14 protein-coding genes are annotated in these 15,094 nt (G+C 67.4%); 11 read left to right on the forward strand and 3 right to left on the reverse strand.

The annotated features are described in order from the left end of the window. Positions 1–4: 4 nt before the first annotated feature. The 6 genes from ACFTWF_RS11560 (at position 5) to ACFTWF_RS11585 (ending at position 7,908) form a co-directional block, all read left to right on the forward strand. On the forward strand, positions 5–1,966 hold the full coding sequence (locus ACFTWF_RS11560) for a hydantoinase B/oxoprolinase family protein (protein ID WP_378461337.1): 1,962 nt from the start codon (positions 5–7) through the stop codon (positions 1,964–1,966). A 48-nt stretch (positions 1,967–2,014) separates the two neighbouring features. Further along, on the forward strand, positions 2,015–3,034 hold the full coding sequence (locus ACFTWF_RS11565) for a zinc-binding dehydrogenase (protein ID WP_378461338.1): 1,020 nt from the start codon (positions 2,015–2,017) through the stop codon (positions 3,032–3,034). Positions 3,035–3,103: 69 nt separating this feature from the next. Next, positions 3,104–4,594: an aldehyde dehydrogenase family protein gene (locus ACFTWF_RS11570; RefSeq protein ID WP_378461339.1), complete on the forward strand. Its 1,491-nt coding sequence runs from the start codon at positions 3,104–3,106 to the stop codon at positions 4,592–4,594. A gap of 44 nt (positions 4,595–4,638) precedes the next feature. Then, complete coding sequence (locus ACFTWF_RS11575) at positions 4,639–5,448, forward strand: IclR family transcriptional regulator (protein ID WP_378461340.1); 810 nt, start codon at positions 4,639–4,641, stop codon at positions 5,446–5,448. Between the two features lie 129 nt (positions 5,449–5,577). Continuing rightward, positions 5,578–6,984, forward strand: coding sequence for an MmgE/PrpD family protein (locus ACFTWF_RS11580; RefSeq protein ID WP_378461341.1), 1,407 nt, complete (start codon positions 5,578–5,580; stop codon positions 6,982–6,984). A gap of 39 nt (positions 6,985–7,023) precedes the next feature. After that, positions 7,024–7,908 carry a helix-turn-helix transcriptional regulator gene (locus ACFTWF_RS11585; RefSeq protein ID WP_378461342.1) on the forward strand — a complete coding sequence of 295 codons (885 nt, stop codon included), beginning with the start codon at positions 7,024–7,026 and terminating at the stop codon, positions 7,906–7,908. Between the two features lie 14 nt (positions 7,909–7,922). Here ACFTWF_RS11585 and ACFTWF_RS11590 read toward each other — a convergent pair whose 3' ends face one another. Both ACFTWF_RS11590 and ACFTWF_RS11595 read right to left on the reverse strand, forming a co-directional pair. Then, entirely contained in the window at positions 7,923–8,642 is a 720-nt protein-coding gene (locus tag ACFTWF_RS11590) for a nitroreductase (RefSeq protein ID WP_378461343.1), read from the reverse strand. Between the two features lie 71 nt (positions 8,643–8,713). After that, positions 8,714–9,892: a CaiB/BaiF CoA transferase family protein gene (locus ACFTWF_RS11595; RefSeq protein WP_378461344.1), complete on the reverse strand. Its 1,179-nt coding sequence runs from the start codon at positions 9,890–9,892 to the stop codon at positions 8,714–8,716. Positions 9,893–10,123: 231 nt separating this feature from the next. Between ACFTWF_RS11595 and ACFTWF_RS11600 the strand changes: the two genes are divergently transcribed. Both ACFTWF_RS11600 and ACFTWF_RS11605 read left to right on the forward strand, forming a co-directional pair. Beyond that, positions 10,124–10,498, forward strand: a complete 375-nt coding sequence (locus tag ACFTWF_RS11600; protein ID WP_378461345.1) for a DUF2255 family protein — start codon at positions 10,124–10,126, stop codon at positions 10,496–10,498. Positions 10,499–10,523: 25 nt separating this feature from the next. Continuing rightward, positions 10,524–11,663 (forward strand): low temperature requirement protein A, encoded by a 1,140-nt coding sequence (locus ACFTWF_RS11605; RefSeq protein ID WP_378461346.1) that lies wholly within the window; start codon positions 10,524–10,526, stop codon positions 11,661–11,663. A gap of 33 nt (positions 11,664–11,696) precedes the next feature. Here ACFTWF_RS11605 and ACFTWF_RS11610 read toward each other — a convergent pair whose 3' ends face one another. After that, positions 11,697–12,563, reverse strand: a complete 867-nt coding sequence (locus tag ACFTWF_RS11610) for a helix-turn-helix domain-containing protein (RefSeq protein ID WP_378461347.1) — start codon at positions 12,561–12,563, stop codon at positions 11,697–11,699. A gap of 197 nt (positions 12,564–12,760) precedes the next feature. Here ACFTWF_RS11610 and ACFTWF_RS11615 point away from each other — a divergent pair, with 197 nt between their 5' ends. From ACFTWF_RS11615 to ACFTWF_RS11625, 3 genes are all read left to right on the forward strand, one after another. Further along, positions 12,761–13,687 (forward strand): alpha/beta hydrolase, encoded by a 927-nt coding sequence (locus tag ACFTWF_RS11615; RefSeq protein ID WP_378461348.1) that lies wholly within the window; start codon positions 12,761–12,763, stop codon positions 13,685–13,687. 38 nt (positions 13,688–13,725) lie between these two features. Further along, positions 13,726–14,652 (forward strand): alpha/beta hydrolase, encoded by a 927-nt coding sequence (locus ACFTWF_RS11620; protein WP_378461349.1) that lies wholly within the window; start codon positions 13,726–13,728, stop codon positions 14,650–14,652. A 273-nt stretch (positions 14,653–14,925) separates the two neighbouring features. Then, positions 14,926–15,048 (forward strand): SDR family oxidoreductase, encoded by a 123-nt coding sequence (locus tag ACFTWF_RS11625; RefSeq protein WP_378461350.1) that lies wholly within the window; start codon positions 14,926–14,928, stop codon positions 15,046–15,048. Positions 15,049–15,094: the final 46 nt, after the last annotated feature.

Below are 15,094 nucleotides of genomic sequence, written 5' to 3' on the forward strand. Positions count from 1 at the left end.
TCCCATGACCACTCTCGAAACGTCCCCGGCCACTACGGGGACCGAACAGGCTCGCCTGCGCGACATCTCGGACGCCGAGTTCACCGGCGCCTACGGCTGCGACCGGTTCACGGCGGCGGTGATCCTCAACCGGCTGCGGTACGCGGTGGAACACATGTCGACCGGTTTCATGCGGGAGGCGTTCTCGCCGATCATCCGCGACTGGTACGACTTCGCGTGCACCATCAGCGGTCCGCCCCAGCACAACTATCCGATGGCCGTGGTCAGCAACAGCCTCGTGGTATTCCTCGGCACGCTCGGCGACGCCGTCCGCAACACCGTCGAGGAGTTCGGTCCCGAAAACCTCTCCCCCGGTGACGTTCTCATCTGTAACGACCCCTACCGCGGTGGCACTCACGTCAACGACGTGTGCTTCATCCGCCCCGTCTTCGTCGACGGCGAGATCGTCTCGTTCGTCAACATGCGCGCCCACCAACTCGACATGGGCGGCACCGTGCCGGGCGGATTCTCGGCGACGAAATCGAACGTGTACGAGAACGGTCTCGTCATACCGCCGATGCTGTTGTGGTCCAGAGACGAACCGGTGCGCTCGACGTTCAGCCTGATCTTCGACAACACCCGGTGGGGCGGCATGCTGCTGCCCGATTTCAAGAGCATCTACCAGCAACTCGCACTCGGCGAGCGGCTCGTGCTCGAGAACATCGAACGCTACGGCCTCGACGCCTACCTGGGCACGCTGACCTATGCGTGCGACACCTCGGCCGAGCGCATGCGCGACGCCATCGCCCTCGTTCCGGACGGCGAATACACCGGCTCGGCGCTGATCGACGCCGACGGCCTGGACGACAGCATCGATTACACGGTGCAGGTGACGCTGCGCAAGCAGGGCCAGGACATCGAGGTCGACCTGTCCGGCACGTCGGCGCAGGCCCGCACATGCATCAACTGCGGTGTGCTCGACGCCAAGACCGCGGTCGGCGTCGCCCTCACGATGCTGCTCGACCCGGAGGTGCCGTTCACGTCGGGCACCTGGCGCAACATCGACCTCGCCACCCCGCCGGGCACGCTGGTGTCGTCCCTGCCGCCCGACGGCGGGATCATGATGTTCTGGGAAGCCTCTGGCGCCGTCGTCTCCGCCGTGTTCGACGCCCTCAACCCGGCCCTCGGCGAGAAGGGCGTCGCCGGCGACTACGGTTCGACCAACACCCACAACGCCTCCGGTGTGACGGCCGACGGAACGCCGTGGACGAGCGCCACCCAGTGCGGCGGCGAACACGGGCCGTGGGGGGCCACCAAGGAAGGCGACGGCGACAGCTACACCGTCCTGTTCTTCCTCAACAACCTCGATCCCGCCACCGAGACGATCGAGCACGATTCGCCGGTCGTGATGCTCCGCAAGGAACACGCGATCGACACCGGCGGTCCCGGCACGTTCCGCGGCGGCGCCGCGAATCTCAAGGACACGCTGTGGTTGAGCGAGGGCAACCACTACCTGTCGCCGTTCCGCACCAAGGTTCCGAGCGGTGTCGGCGCGAACGGCGGCGAACCGGGCCCGAACGGCGCCATCTGGATCTTCCCGCCGCGTGAGGGCGCGGACGGCCCCGGCATGCTGGGCACCACACCCGAAGTCTATGCAGACAGCGAACCCGTTGCCGGGGTGCTCGACCCCGCGACCAAGGCGCTGGACCCGGTCGACGGCGAATACCACTACTTCGCCAGCCGGCAGGTGTGGCAGACGAAGTCCGGGTCGATCCTGCGGTGCCTGACCAACGGCGGTGGCGGCTGGGGCGATCCGTTCGCCCGCGACCCCGAACGGGTGCTCGCCGACGTGCGCAACGAATACGTCAGCGTCGCCGGTGCCGCCCGCGACTACGGCGTCGTCGTCATCGGCGACCCGAAGTCCGACCCCGAGGGACTGCGCATCGACGTGCAGGCCACCGCAGCGCTCCGCAACCAACCGAACTGAATACGTCCGGACCGAGCAATCGCTCCGAACCGAGGAGGAAAGTCGACAATGCAGGGAATCACGTTTCCGGGGGATGGCCGGGTCGTACTCAAGGAATTCCCCGCGCCTCAACCGGGGCCGGGAGAAGTGGTCGTCCGGATGCGGGCGTCCGGAATGTGCGGCAGCGATCTCCACTTCTACCGAGGTTCGGTGTCTTTCGGGGGGAGCGCCGACACCATCCAGGGTCACGAGCCGTGCGGCGACGTACACGCCGTCGGAGAGGGGGTGTCGCCCGCCACCGCTTCCGTCGGCGACCGCGTCATGATCCACCACTACTGGGGTTGCGACGTGTGCGAGCAGTGCCGCTCCGGATGGCCGCAGATGTGCGATCGCGGAAACGCCCACACGATGAGCATCACCACCCACGGCGGTCACGCACCGTACGCCGTCGTGCCTGCACGGACTCTCCTGCCGCTTCCGGACGGCCTCAGCTACAAGGCGGGCGCCGCGATCGGCTGCGGCACCGGAACGGCGTGGGGAGGCCTCATGCGGCTCGGCGACATCGGCGGAAAAACGCTGGTCGTCTTCGGGCAGGGGCCGGTCGGACTGTCCGGAACGATGCTTGCGTCGGCACTCGGGGCCCGGGTCATCGCGGTGGACGTCAACGATTCGAGGCTGGAACGCGCACGCACATTCGGCGCGAGCGAGGTCGTGAACTCGGCCGAGGTGGACCTGTCCACGACCATCGCCGCTCTCGCCGGCCGCCGGGGAGTGGAGTTGATCCTGGAGACCTCCGGGGTGGCCGGTGCCGACGCGCTGAGCATCCTCGGCAAGTGGGGACGGGCGTGCTTCATCGGGCTTCCCGGTGAGGTCCAGTTCCGGACGGAGGAACAGTACAAGAAGCAGTGGACGATCATGACGTCCTGGACGATGTCGACGATCCAGCAGCGGCGCTGCGCCGAGTTCGTCGTCGAGCACGGACTCCCCATCGACGACCTCTACACCCACAGTTGGTCGCTGGACCAGGCTGTCGAGGCGTACCAGTGGTTCGACAAGCAATCGGACGGCAAGGGCGTCTTCGAATTCTGATTACCGCCCCGGTCACCGAATAGACGACAACGACCGCCTCGGCCCGCAGCCGGACGGGAGGAGATCAATATGCTCACCCAGAACGAAACATCGCGTACGCTACCCGCTTTCATCCAGGGGTCGAAGAAGAACCTGATCGGCGGCAAGTGGCTCGACGCCGCCTCCGGCAGGCAGATCGACACCGTCAACCCGGCGACGGGGCAGGTGCTCTGCCGCATCGCCGGGGGCGACGCCACGGACGTCGACCGTGCCGTCGCGGCGGCTCGCCAGGCCTTCGAGGGCGAATGGAGTCGCTGGACGCCGCATCAGCGCCGCAAGCTGATATTGAAGATCCACGACGTCATCCTCGACCACTTCGACGAATTGGCGATGATCGAGACGCTGGACATGGGAGCGCCGCTGAAGCGGACGGCGGGACTCGCGGAGTGGACCTCACAGGTTCTGCAGTTCTTCGCATCCCAGTGCGATGCCGCGACCGTGTCGACACCCCCGAACTCGCTTCCCGGGGATTTCCTCACCCTCAAGTCCCTTGCCCCCGTCGGCGTGGTCGGCGGAATCATTCCGTGGAACGGCCCGCTGATCGGCCTGTGGTGGATCTTCGGCCCGGCGCTCGCCACCGGGTGCACCGCCGTCCTCAAACCTGCCGAGGACGCGTCGCTGTCGGTGCTGCGCGTGGCCGAGCTGATGATGGAAGCCGGTGTGCCCGACGGCGTGATCAACGTCGTGACGGGATACGGCGCCGATGCGGGCCAGGCTCTGGCGGAACACCCGGACGTCGACAGGATCGCCTTCACCGGATCGATCGGCACCGCGCAGACCATCGTCCGCGCGTCGGCCGGCAACCTCAAGCGTCTGCAGTTGGAGTTGGGCGGCAAGTCGCCTGACATCGTCTTCGCCGACGCCGATCTCGACAAGGCCGTGCCCGGCGCCGCCATGGGTGTGTTCACCAACAGCGGGCAGGTCTGCGTCGCCGGCACCCGGATCTTCGTGCAGCGTTCGATCCACGACGAGTTCGTCGAGCGCATCACGGAGTTCACGAAGTCGATCCGCGTGGGCGACGGGCTCGACCCGAATACTCAGCTGGGCCCACTGATTTCGGAGCGGCAGCTCGATCGGGTCATGCACTACATCGACGTCGGCGGTGGCGAGGGTGCGCGGCTGGCCAGTGGCGGCAAACGTCTCGGCGGCGAACTGGCGTCGGGCTTCTTCGTCGAGCCGACCGTGTTCGCCGGCGCGTCGAACGACATGACCATCGCCCGAGAGGAGATCTTCGGGCCGGTCGCGTCGGTGATTCCGTTCGACGACGTCGACGACGCACTGCAACTGGCGAACGACACCCCGTTCGGGCTGGCGGGCGGCGTGTGGACGCGCAGCCTGTCGACGGCACACAAGGTGTCGCAGAACATCAAGGCCGGGACGATCTGGGTCAATTGCTACGGCGTCCTCGACCCGGCCATCGGTTTCGGAGGCACCAAGATGAGCGGTTACGGCTGGAAGGGCGCCCGGGAGCACGTGGAGGGCTATCTGTACCCGAAGGCTGTCTACATCAACCTCGACTAGCTAGGGCGAGGGCTCCACGACACGCTCGACACCGAGGAGGACCGATGCCCGCGCGCGGTGAATCGATGATCGAGCGAGTCGTCGAGGTGCTCGAGTCGTTCAAGGGGGCGGGCGGCCCCCTGACGGCGTCGGAGATCGCGCGCAAGACGGCGATCCCGATGCCATCGGCGCATCGGATCGTGGCCGAACTCGTCGACGTGGGTTTCCTCGAACGCGACCCCGACCGCAGGCTGCGCATCGGCACCCGCCTGTGGGAGGTGGTGGCCCGGTCGTCGAGCGCCCTCACGCTCCGAGAGGTCGCCCTGCCGTATATGGAGGACCTGCGGGCGGCGGTGCAGACCCCCACCTTGCTGTCGGTACTCGACCGCAACGACGTCCTCAACCTGGAAACCCTGTCGACGCGGCAACCGGGTGTCACCAACGTGACCCAGCCGGGTGTGCGGCTTCCCGCGCTGGCGTCGTCCCCGGGCATCGTGCTGGTCGCGTTCTCCCCGCCGGAGGTGCGGGAGCACATCCTGGCGACCGGCAAGATCACCCGATTCACCGAGCACACCGTCGTCGACCGGGCCGACCTGCAGCGGATCGTGAACGAGACCCGGCGCACCGGTTACGTCGTCGCCCGCCGCTGGATCGCCCCCGACTCGACGGCGGTCGCCGTGCCGATCCTCGCCGACGACGGCACCGCGATCGGCGCGCTGTCGGTCACCACCGCGTTCGGCGCCGACGCGCCGTCGACCTTGCTGCCCGCACTGCACGCCACCGCCCTCGGCATCTCCCGCGCGACGCGCAGCGCCGACGGGCCACGGTTGGCGCTGCTGAAGCAGCAGATCCGGCACGCGACCGAGGTGCCCTGACCGGACTCGCCTTCTCGGTAGGCGAGAATCCCTCTATCCTCGAGCCGGGGCATGCGCGACCTTCTGACATGAACCGGGACGCCGACTTGCGTTGCCGACAGCCACATCTCGACGCGGAAGAGGGACGACATGACGAAGTTCACGGTCAAGGGCTCGGAAGATCCGATGAGCACCCTGTGCCGGATGGCGGTGCAGACCGACTACGACGATCTCCCGGCCGAGGTCGTACGGCATGCCAAGCACACCTTGCTGGACTGCATGGCCGTGATGATCGGCGGCTCGGGGATGGACAGGATTCCGGCGATCGTTGATCTGGTCAAGGACAAGGGCGGCGCACCGCAGTCGGTCCTGCCGTTCTACGGTGGCCACGTTCCCGCAGCCGAGGCGGCACTGGCAATCGGCCCGATGCCGCGCGCGATGGACTGCGGCGATCTTCACGAAGAAGCAGGGCACATCAGCGAATACATCGTTGCCAGCCTGCTGGCGGCCACCGGGCTGCGGCCGGACGTCACGGGGAAGGAATTCCTGACGGCGTTGGTCGTCGGGCAGGAGACGCTGATCCGCGTGGGCTCTGCCTACAAGGTCATCAGCACCGCCGTGAAGTCCCACGATTGCGGCGGCCACTACATCTTCGGGGCTGTCGCCGCCGTCGGTAAACTCCTCGGCTTCTCCCAGGAGCTGCTCGAGAATGCCCAGGGCATCGCCCGCACGATGACCCAGCCGCACACGATGGCGATCTACGCACCGGCCACCTTGATGGTCCGGGTGCACCACGGCCTCGTCTGTCAATCGGCGATCACCGCTTGCCTCCTCGCGGAGAAGGGCATCACCGGGCCCCGCCGGGAGGTGCTGACCGGCCCCAACGGATACCTGCGCACGGCCCGCTGGGAGACGGACCCCGAGCTACTCACCCGGGATCTGGGCGAGCGCTGGGAGACGACGAACATCACCACCAAGGGGTACAGCGCCTGCTATTTCTCGCACTCCTCCATCGACGGCATCCTGGATCAGATGCGCACGCACGGCTTCGGCCCCGACGACATCGCCGCCGTCCACGTCGACGTCTCCACCTCCGGTTGGCGCGCCGTGTGCGAACCGACCGACGTGAAGTGGCACCCGCGCACGGTCCCCGAATGCCAGTTCAGCCTCCCCTACGCCGTCGCGACCGCCGCGGTCGACAAGAGTGTCTTCGTGCAGTCCTACACGGACGAGGCACGGCACCGTGAGGACGTCCGAGAGCTGATGTCGAGGATCTCCGCTACCGAGGACCCGTCCGTGTCGGACTGGGGCGCACGGCTCACGACCTCGCTGCGCGACGGCCGCACGATCACCACCGAACACGTCTTCGTCAAGGGGCACCCGAACAACCCGTTCAGTGAGCAGGACTTCGTCGACAAGTTCCGCAAGTGCGTGCCGTACTCGGTGCTTCCGCTGCCAGAGCAGTTGGTCGACACGATGATTCACGACGTGCTGTACCTCGACAAGGTGGACGACGTCGTCGCCTCCCTGCTCCTGCCGCTGATGCCGGGAAACTGACCCTTCCCGGCGCCCGGGTCTTGTTCCTACTGTGGATCCATGGACATCGCCAAGGACGTCAAAGAGTTCTTGATGACCCGGCGAGCGAAAATCACCCCCGAGCAGGTGGGCCTGCCGCCCGGCCGCCGGCGTCGGGTGCCGGGCCTGCGACGCGAAGAGGTTGCGCAGTTGGCCGGGGTCAGCATCGAGTACTACACCCAGATCGAACGCGGGAACGTCGCCGGAGTCTCCGACGACGTTCTGCACGCCGTCGCCCGGGCCCTGCGACTCACCGAGGAGGAAACGGCGCACCTGTTCGACCTGGTGCGGGCCGCCGGCACCACGACGGGCGCCGCGCGGTCGCCGAGGCGGGCCGACCGGAAGATCCCCGACGGCGTGCAGGCGCTGATCGACGGCATGGTCGACTCGCCGGCGGTCGTGCTGAATGGGCACCTCGACATCGTCGCCGCCAACCCACTCGGCCGCACGCTGTACGCGCCGGTCTTCGCGCGGGCGACGGGAGTGCCGAACCTCGTCCGATTCATCTTCTTCGACCCGCACGCCGACGAGGTGTTCCCCGAATGGAACACGTCGGCCGATGACGCCGTGGCGCTGCTGCGGGTGGAGGCCGCACACTCACCCCACTCCACCGTCGTCACCGGGCTCGTCGGCGAACTCGCTACGCGGAGCGAGGAATTCCGCACCCGATGGGCAACCCACGACGTGAAGGCTCATCGGCACGGCGTCAAACAGTTCCGGCATCCGGACGTCGGTGACCTGTCGCTGACCTACAACGTCTTCGACATCACCGGCGCGGGCGGACTGTCCCTCGTCGGGTACACCGCAGAACCGCAGTCACCGTCCGAGCAGGCTCTGCGACTGCTCGCGATCGTGGCCGAAACCGATAGCGCCCCAGCCGATACACCGTCCAAAGCAACCGAATAGGCGGGACTCGGCGGCTACCGGTCCTGCCAGGTGACGACCTCGTCGAGCGTCGCGCGTGCCGTCCGGTAGCTGTTTGCCGGATGGTCGAGGTCGGCGTAGCCGAATGAGATCCCCACCAGAATTTTGCGGTCGTCCGCGATGCCGAAATGCTCACGGATGAACGGAGACTGACTTGCCAGGGCGGCCTGCGGGATCGTGGCGATACCGAGGCTCCGTGCAGCGAGCAGGAGGGTGCCGAGGTAGAGCCCGGAATCCACCGCGCCGTACACGCCCTGCTCGGCGTCGGTCGTGATGATCGCGACGTGCGGAGCGCCGAACAGGCGGAAGTTCTCGAACGACTGACGTGCGGATGCGGCGCGGTCACCGCGTTCGACCCCTACCGCCTGATACAACTGCCACCCGCTCGCCCGGCGGCGGTCGCGGTAGACGCCGCGGTACTCCGCGGGCGGATCGAATTCGAACGCGGCACCGTGCTGCTGCGCGTACTGCACGAGACCGTCGCGGAATCGCTCGGTTCCCGCACCGCTGGTCACGACGACCTGCCAGGGCTGCGTGTTGCACCACGACGCGGACCGCTGCGCCAGCGTGAACATGCGCTCGATGAGCGGTCGCGGAACCTCGCGCGGCTCGAACGCGCGGCAACTCCACCGTGTCGCCAGCAGGTTCTCCAGCACGGCGGACTCGTCGTCGACGGGATCCACCACGATCCCTTCGGTCGATACATCGGCAGACATCGATTGCTCACCCATCGTCGTTCGAATACGGAATTATGCGCCTACTGAATGTGTGTGTGCCCCGGGCACGATCAGGCTGAGGGTTCGACGAACAGAACGTTCGCCTGCACCAGGTCGTCGATCTGCTCGGCGGAGTACACCTCCGAGGCGACGTCACGGCTGTCGGCGCCGACCCGCGGCGCGGTGCCCGTCCGATCGGGGCGTTCACCCGCGAACCGCCACGGCGGCCGGATCAGCGCCAGCCCGTCCTGCTGCCGTTCGACCAGTTCGAGCCATTCCACCTGCTCGTGCTCGACGAATCCGGTCATCGACAGCACCGGGGCGAACGGCACGTCCGCAGCGGACAGGGCGTCCTCCCAGTGCTGCAGCGACTGCTGCTCGAACTCGGCTTCGACGATCTTGGCCAGTTCGTGGTAGTTCGACTCCCGCGGGCGGTACTCGGCGAAGCGAGGGTCCTCGGTGAGATCCACCCTGTTCATCGCCGTGCACAGCGACCGCCAGAATTTCTGCGAGGACGACAGGTGGACCGCCAGGTACTCCCCGGTGGCGGTCTTGACGCAGAAGTTCTGCGCCTGCGGATGCCTGCTCTGCCTGCTCGGGTCGTATCCCAGTTCGAAGGACTGCGTGATCCCGTCGGTCGCCAGAACGCTGACGGCCTCCATGATCGACGTCTCCACGTGTTGCGGCGAACCGGTGCGCAGCCGTCCGACCAGCGCCGCGAGGACGCCCGTGGCCGTGCTCAGTCCGGTGATCAGGTCCGCGCTCAGCCCGCCGGCCAGTTGTGGCCGGGCGTCGTCGCCGAACAGGGAGTAGAGACCTCCGAACGCATGCCCGATCGTGTCGTAGGCGGGGCGGCTCGCCAGCGGGCCTCCGGAGCCGAATCCGGTCACCGACCCGTAGACGAGGTCGGACCGCAGCGCGCGGCAGTCGTCGGGTCCGAGGCCCAGTGCCGCCAACTTGCCGGGCCGCAGGTTCTCGAGGACCACGTCGAAGTGCGGCACGAGGGCCTTGACCAGCGCGACGCCTTCAGGACGCTTCAGGTCGATCGACAGGCTCCGCTTTCCGGTGTTGTACTGGCGGAAGTAGGGGCTGCCGTCGTTCTGGTGGCGGCGGAAGTCCTCCCCGACCACCGGCTTCTCCACCTTCACCACCTCTGCGCCGAGCGCGCACAGGATCGACGTGGCGAACGGAAGAGCGATGTAACCCCCGATCTCCAGGATACGGATCCCGTCGAGCGGCTTGTGCTGCATGGGCATGCCTCCATGTGTCGCGAGTAACAATATAATACATTATCCACCATTCGGCGGATGTCAAGGTGCGATCACCGGCGTCGATACCCACACTGGTCTCCCTCACGCGCGCGAGGGAGACCCTGCCTACAGGGGGGCCAGCAGCCTCTCCTTCCCGCACCGGAACCGCTCTACCCTCTGACCAGGGAGATCGCCGCCGACCTCCGTATACCGACATCAGGAGATGACGACATGGCATGGCACAGCGACCAACTCGACACAATCGGCCACACCGAGGAACTGCACATCAGCAGCTACCGAAGCGACGGCTCCCTGCGGCGCTGGATACCGATCTGGGTCGTGCGCGTCGCCGACGACCTCTACGTCCGGTCCGCATTCGGCCCCGACGGCGGCTGGTACCGCAACGCGATGCGGAACAACACCGCGCGGATCAGTGCCGACGGCGTCGAGACCGACGTGACCCTGCACCTGGCCAACGACCCCGCGACGAACGCCGCGGTCGAGGCGGCGTACAAGGCCAAGTACCACAGCCAGCCCGCCGCGCTGGAACCTATGATCGCCGGCACCGCCGCCGAAACGACCGTCCGCCTCGACGCCGCCGGATAGGATTCTGGGCGCCGAGGAGGAATCCATGATGGTCACGCAGGCACGCGGCACCCACCGTGAAGTCTCGCCGCTCGAGCTGTTCTTCGACCTCGTGTTCGTGCTGGCGATCGGTCAGCTCACGCACCATCTCGTCGACCACCTGACCTGGCACGGCGCCGCCGAAACCCTCGTGGCACTCGTTGCGGTGTGCGGGGTCTGGGCGTTCACCACGTTCGAGGTCACCCTCCTCGACATCGAACGCACGGCCACCCGCGCCGTGACGATCACGGTGATGGGCCTCGGCCTGTTCATGAACGCGGGCATCGGGCACGCCTTCGACGAAAGCCCGTGGCTCTTCGTCGTTCCCATGCTGCTGGCGTTGATCGGCCCCGCCGTCTATGCGGCGGCCACCGCCCCGACACCCAGCCTCCGCAGGCACTTCCTGCACGTGCTGATCTGGTTCGCGGTCTCGGCGCCGTTCTGGGTGGCCGGCGCCGCAGTCGACCCGGAATGGCGTCTTTGGCTGTGGGCAGTGGCCGCGCTCGTCGACCTCGTCGGCACCTGGAGCGCGCACCCGCTGCCGGGTGGGGGCACGCAGACACAGCAACTTCCGTTCGACGCCGAGCACATGCTCGAGCGGATGCGTCTGTTCCTCATCATCCTGCTGGGCGAGACGGTCCTGACCCTCGGACGCGTAATTGCCGCCCATCATTCCGACGCACTGACGCTGGCGCTGGCGGCGGGGTGCTTCGTCGCGCTCGTCTGTCTGTGGGCGGTCTACTTCGGGCGCGCCGAACAGATCGTGGAAAGTCATATCGCCGCCACCGAGAACCCGATCCGATCCGTGCACATCGGGATCAATGTGATCTACGGCGTCGTCACCGGACTCGTCATGTTCGCCGCGGGCAGCGAGTTGGTGCTCGCCCACGCCGGAGACGACCGGGCGGGGGTGGGCGGCGTACTGATGCTCGCGGGTCCGGCGATCTACCTGCTCTCGCACGCGGTCTACTTCCGGCTCACCACCCACACCGGCTGGGTGCCGCGCGCCGTCGGCGCCGTCGTGCTCGCGTCGGCCTCCGTCGCGGCGTACTGGCTACCGTCCTACGCCGTCGTCCTCGCACTGGTCCTCATCCTCCTCGCGGTGACCGTGACCCTCACCAGGGACGCGTCGCCGAGCGAATCCTGAACTCGCCGTGGCCCGCTTCAAGAATTGCCCGCTTCAGGAATGCTGATGTGCGGCGCTGTCGGTGGCGATCCAGCTGGACAGCAGGCGGAGGGCCTCCTCCGAGGAGGAACCCGTCGCCGCGGTGAAACCGTACAGGGTGAGGCCGGCCGCGCTGGCCACCTCGAGCGCCTCGAAACGCAGCGTCAGGTCTCCGACGACCGGATGATGGAACCGCTTGGTTCCGCGCCGGTGCGCCTTGATGTCGTGGGCTGCCCAGCGAGTGCGGAAGTCGTCGCTGCGGGTGGCGAGCTCGCCGACGAGGCCGGTGACCGCCGCCGAGTACGGCGACCGCGCCGCCTCCATCCGCAACATCGCGACGGCGTCGTCGGCCGCGTTGTTCCAGTCGGGGAACGTCTCGTCGGCGCGGCGGTCGAGGAAGATGAACCGGGCCAGGTTGGGCGCGCCGTCCACGCGGTCGTACACGTCGGCGTACAGCGCGCGACCGAGCGCATTGGCACCGACGATGTCGAGGTGACCGTTTTGCACCACGGCGGGGGCGGTGATCATCGCATCGACGAGCGCCTGGACCGGCTCCGGCATCTCGACGCGCGCCCGGGCGGGCTTACGCCTGCGGGGCCTCGTGACCGCGGCACGGGCGAGGATGAACAGATGCTTGGTTTCCTCGTCGTCGAGTCGCAGCGCGGTCGCGATGGCGTCCAGCACCTCATCGGACACGCCCGACACGCCGCCGCGTTCGATCTGTACGTAGTACTCCGCGCTCACTCCGGCGAGCAGTGCGACCTCCTCGCGACGTAGCCCGGCGACCCGACGTCGGCCGCCGGCGGGCAGGCCCACCTGGTCGGGCGTGATGCGTGCGCGACGGGTCGTCAGGAAGTCCTTGATCTCCTTGGCGATCTCCATACCTGCAGCCTAGGGACCTCCGGCGGCCCGAGGGAGAGGCTGCCGGTACCCCCGATAACCGGCCTCTGGTACGGCCCCGCGGATCGCAGCAGAGTGATGAGTGCGGGTCGAGGACATCGTCCACGACGCAGTGACATTCGGGACGCAGTGAGATTCAGACCGTCGGGCTCCGGCGGACGACGAAGGGAAATCAGTTCATGGCCACGGAGAGGATCGAGACCGTCAGCGTCAAGACCCCGTACTGGGACATCGCGGCGGACATCTACTTCCCGCGCGGATTCGACGACACGAACAAATACCCGGCCATCATCAGTGCACACCCGATCGGCAGCTGCAAGGAACAGACGTCCGGCAACGTGTACGGCACCGCCCTCGCCGACGCCGGGTACGTCGTCATCGCATTCGACGCCAGCTACCAGGGCGCCAGCGGCGGCGAACCCCGCTTTATCGAAGACCCGGCGCAACGGGTCGAGGACTTCAGCTACGTCGTCGACCACCTCGTCACACTCCCGTACGTCGACGCCGACCGGATCGGCGTGCTCGGCATCTGCGGCGGCGGGGGATACTCCATCAGCGCCGCCAAGACGGAACGGCGGATCAAGGCCGTCGGCAGCGTCGTCGGCGTCAACTTCGGTCACCTGCTGCACGAAGCCTTCAGTGCCTACGACCCGATCGCCACGTTGGACGCGATCGCCGCACAGCGCACCGCCGAGGCCCGCGGCGCCGAACCGAACGTCGAGAACCTGCTGCCGCCCACCGTGGACGCGGCGGCCGGGATGGGCCTCGACGTCGTCGAGGCCACCGAGTACTACAAGACGTCCCGCGGCGAGAAGCCCAACGGCGCCACCCGAAGCCTGATCTCACGACGGGCAGCGGGATACGGATGGGACGCCTTCACCCACGCCGAAGTGCTTCTCACTCAGCCGCTGTGCGTCGTCGTCGGCGACAAGCCCGGCGCGTTCGGCTCCTACCGCGACGGCCTCGAGATCTACCGCCGCGCCCGCTCGGAAAAGAAGCAACTCGTCGTGGCCCAAGGCTTCTCGCACTACGACCTGTACGACCAGCCCGAGCCCGTCAAGATCGCCCTCGACGCCCTGATCCCGTTCTACGACACCAACCTCTGACCAAGCATTTACACCCGCCATCAGAAAGAGACACAGCAATGGACAGCATCACTTTCCCCAACGGCCCGATCGCCATGGCCGGCAACCTGTTTCTGCCCGACAACTTCGATCCGCAGAGCAGCTACGCGGCGGTCGTCACCGTGCACCCGGGCGGCGGTGTGAAAGAGCAGACCGCAGGTCTGTACGCCGCGAAGCTGGCCGAGGAAGGCTTCGTGGCACTGGCCTACGACGCCTCCTTCCAGGGTGAGAGCGGCGGCGAACCCCACCACCTCGAGGACCCGGCAGCGCGAGTCGAGGACGTTCGTGCGGCCGTCGACTTCCTGCAGAGCCTGGACTACGTGGACGCCGAGCGGATCGGTGTCCTCGGTGTCTGCGCCGGCGGCGGATACGCCGTGAACGCGGCCCTGACCGACTACCGGATCAAGGCTGTCACCACCGTCAGTGCCTTGAACATCGGCACCTCGTTCCGACGTGGTTGGTACGGAACCGATTCCGACGCAGCCGCGGTGCCCACATTGCAGGCAGTCGCGCAGCAGCGGACTGCCGAGGCCCAGGGCGCCGACCCGGCGTACATCCCGTACGTTCCGGAACAGCCGGACGACAGCACTCCGCGCGACCTGGTCGAGGCGCACGACTACTACCTCACCCCGCGTGCCCAGCACCCGAATGCGAAAAACAAGCAGCTTTTCACCAAGAGCATCTCGCGGATCTTCACATTCGACGCGTTCCACCTGGTCGAGGACCTGTTCACGGCACCGCTGCTGATCGTCGCGGGCAGTGAAGCCGGTTCGCTGTGGATGTCCACCGAACTGCACAGTCGGGTCCGCAGCCCCAAGAAGCTGGTGGTCGTCGAGGGCGGCGCCCACATGGACTTCTACGACGTGCCGAAGTACGTCGACCACGCCGTGGCGGAGGCGACCCCGTTCTTCCGGGAGAACCTCGCGGCTCGCGCAGTCGAGAACTGACACAAGAGAACTGACACACCGGTCAATCAGATCCGCCCGGGCCCCCCGGATTTCCGGGGGCTCGGGCGGTCTCGGCTCGGGCGGTCTCGGCTCGACCCGCGCTGACGGCGCCGATCAACTGGAACGCCAGCCGGTGGCCAACGGCCCGACGACGCCGCCGATCGACTGCATCGCGAGGAACGCCCCCAAGGTACGCGTTGTTCGCGCCCGACATCCCCGAGGCGGAGCGCACCCCCGACAGCGTGGCCGACCGGTTCGCCACCATCCCCGGTCATGGACGTGCCGTGGGTGGAGCCCGAGGACATCGCGAACGCGGTCGCGTCCCTCGCGTCGAACGAGGCGCGCTACGTGCCCGGCCTCGAACTCGAGGTCGACGCCGGACAGACGCTCGAGTAGGTGGGGAATTCTCGGAGCACCCATGACGACGGCGAAGCCTCGCATC

This window comes from Rhodococcus sp. NPDC056960 (assembly GCF_042674125.1).
Lineage (GTDB): Bacteria > Actinomycetota > Actinomycetes > Mycobacteriales > Mycobacteriaceae > Rhodococcus_F.

Bases quoted from the DNA above. Each gene is read 5' to 3' on its own strand.
- ACFTWF_RS11605 (WP_378461346.1), top strand. From the start codon at position 10,524: ATGATGGTCACGCAGGCACGCGGCACCCACCGTGAAGTCTCGCCGCTC.
- ACFTWF_RS11600 (WP_378461345.1), top strand. From the start codon at position 10,124: ATGGCATGGCACAGCGACCAACTCGACACAATCGGCCACACCGAGGAA.
- ACFTWF_RS11585 (WP_378461342.1), top strand. From the start codon at position 7,024: ATGGACATCGCCAAGGACGTCAAAGAGTTCTTGATGACCCGGCGAGCG.
- ACFTWF_RS11565 (WP_378461338.1), top strand. From the start codon at position 2,015: ATGCAGGGAATCACGTTTCCGGGGGATGGCCGGGTCGTACTCAAGGAA.
- ACFTWF_RS11615 (WP_378461348.1), top strand. From the start codon at position 12,761: ATGGCCACGGAGAGGATCGAGACCGTCAGCGTCAAGACCCCGTACTGG.
- ACFTWF_RS11580 (WP_378461341.1), top strand. From the start codon at position 5,578: ATGACGAAGTTCACGGTCAAGGGCTCGGAAGATCCGATGAGCACCCTG.
- ACFTWF_RS11575 (WP_378461340.1), top strand. From the start codon at position 4,639: ATGCCCGCGCGCGGTGAATCGATGATCGAGCGAGTCGTCGAGGTGCTC.
- ACFTWF_RS11625 (WP_378461350.1), top strand. From the start codon at position 14,926: ATGGACGTGCCGTGGGTGGAGCCCGAGGACATCGCGAACGCGGTCGCG.
- ACFTWF_RS11570 (WP_378461339.1), top strand. From the start codon at position 3,104: ATGCTCACCCAGAACGAAACATCGCGTACGCTACCCGCTTTCATCCAG.
- ACFTWF_RS11610 (WP_378461347.1), bottom strand. From the start codon at position 12,563: ATGGAGATCGCCAAGGAGATCAAGGACTTCCTGACGACCCGTCGCGCA.
- ACFTWF_RS11595 (WP_378461344.1), bottom strand. From the start codon at position 9,892: ATGCAGCACAAGCCGCTCGACGGGATCCGTATCCTGGAGATCGGGGGT.
- ACFTWF_RS11590 (WP_378461343.1), bottom strand. From the start codon at position 8,642: ATGTCTGCCGATGTATCGACCGAAGGGATCGTGGTGGATCCCGTCGAC.
- ACFTWF_RS11620 (WP_378461349.1), top strand. From the start codon at position 13,726: ATGGACAGCATCACTTTCCCCAACGGCCCGATCGCCATGGCCGGCAAC.
- ACFTWF_RS11560 (WP_378461337.1), top strand. From the start codon at position 5: ATGACCACTCTCGAAACGTCCCCGGCCACTACGGGGACCGAACAGGCT.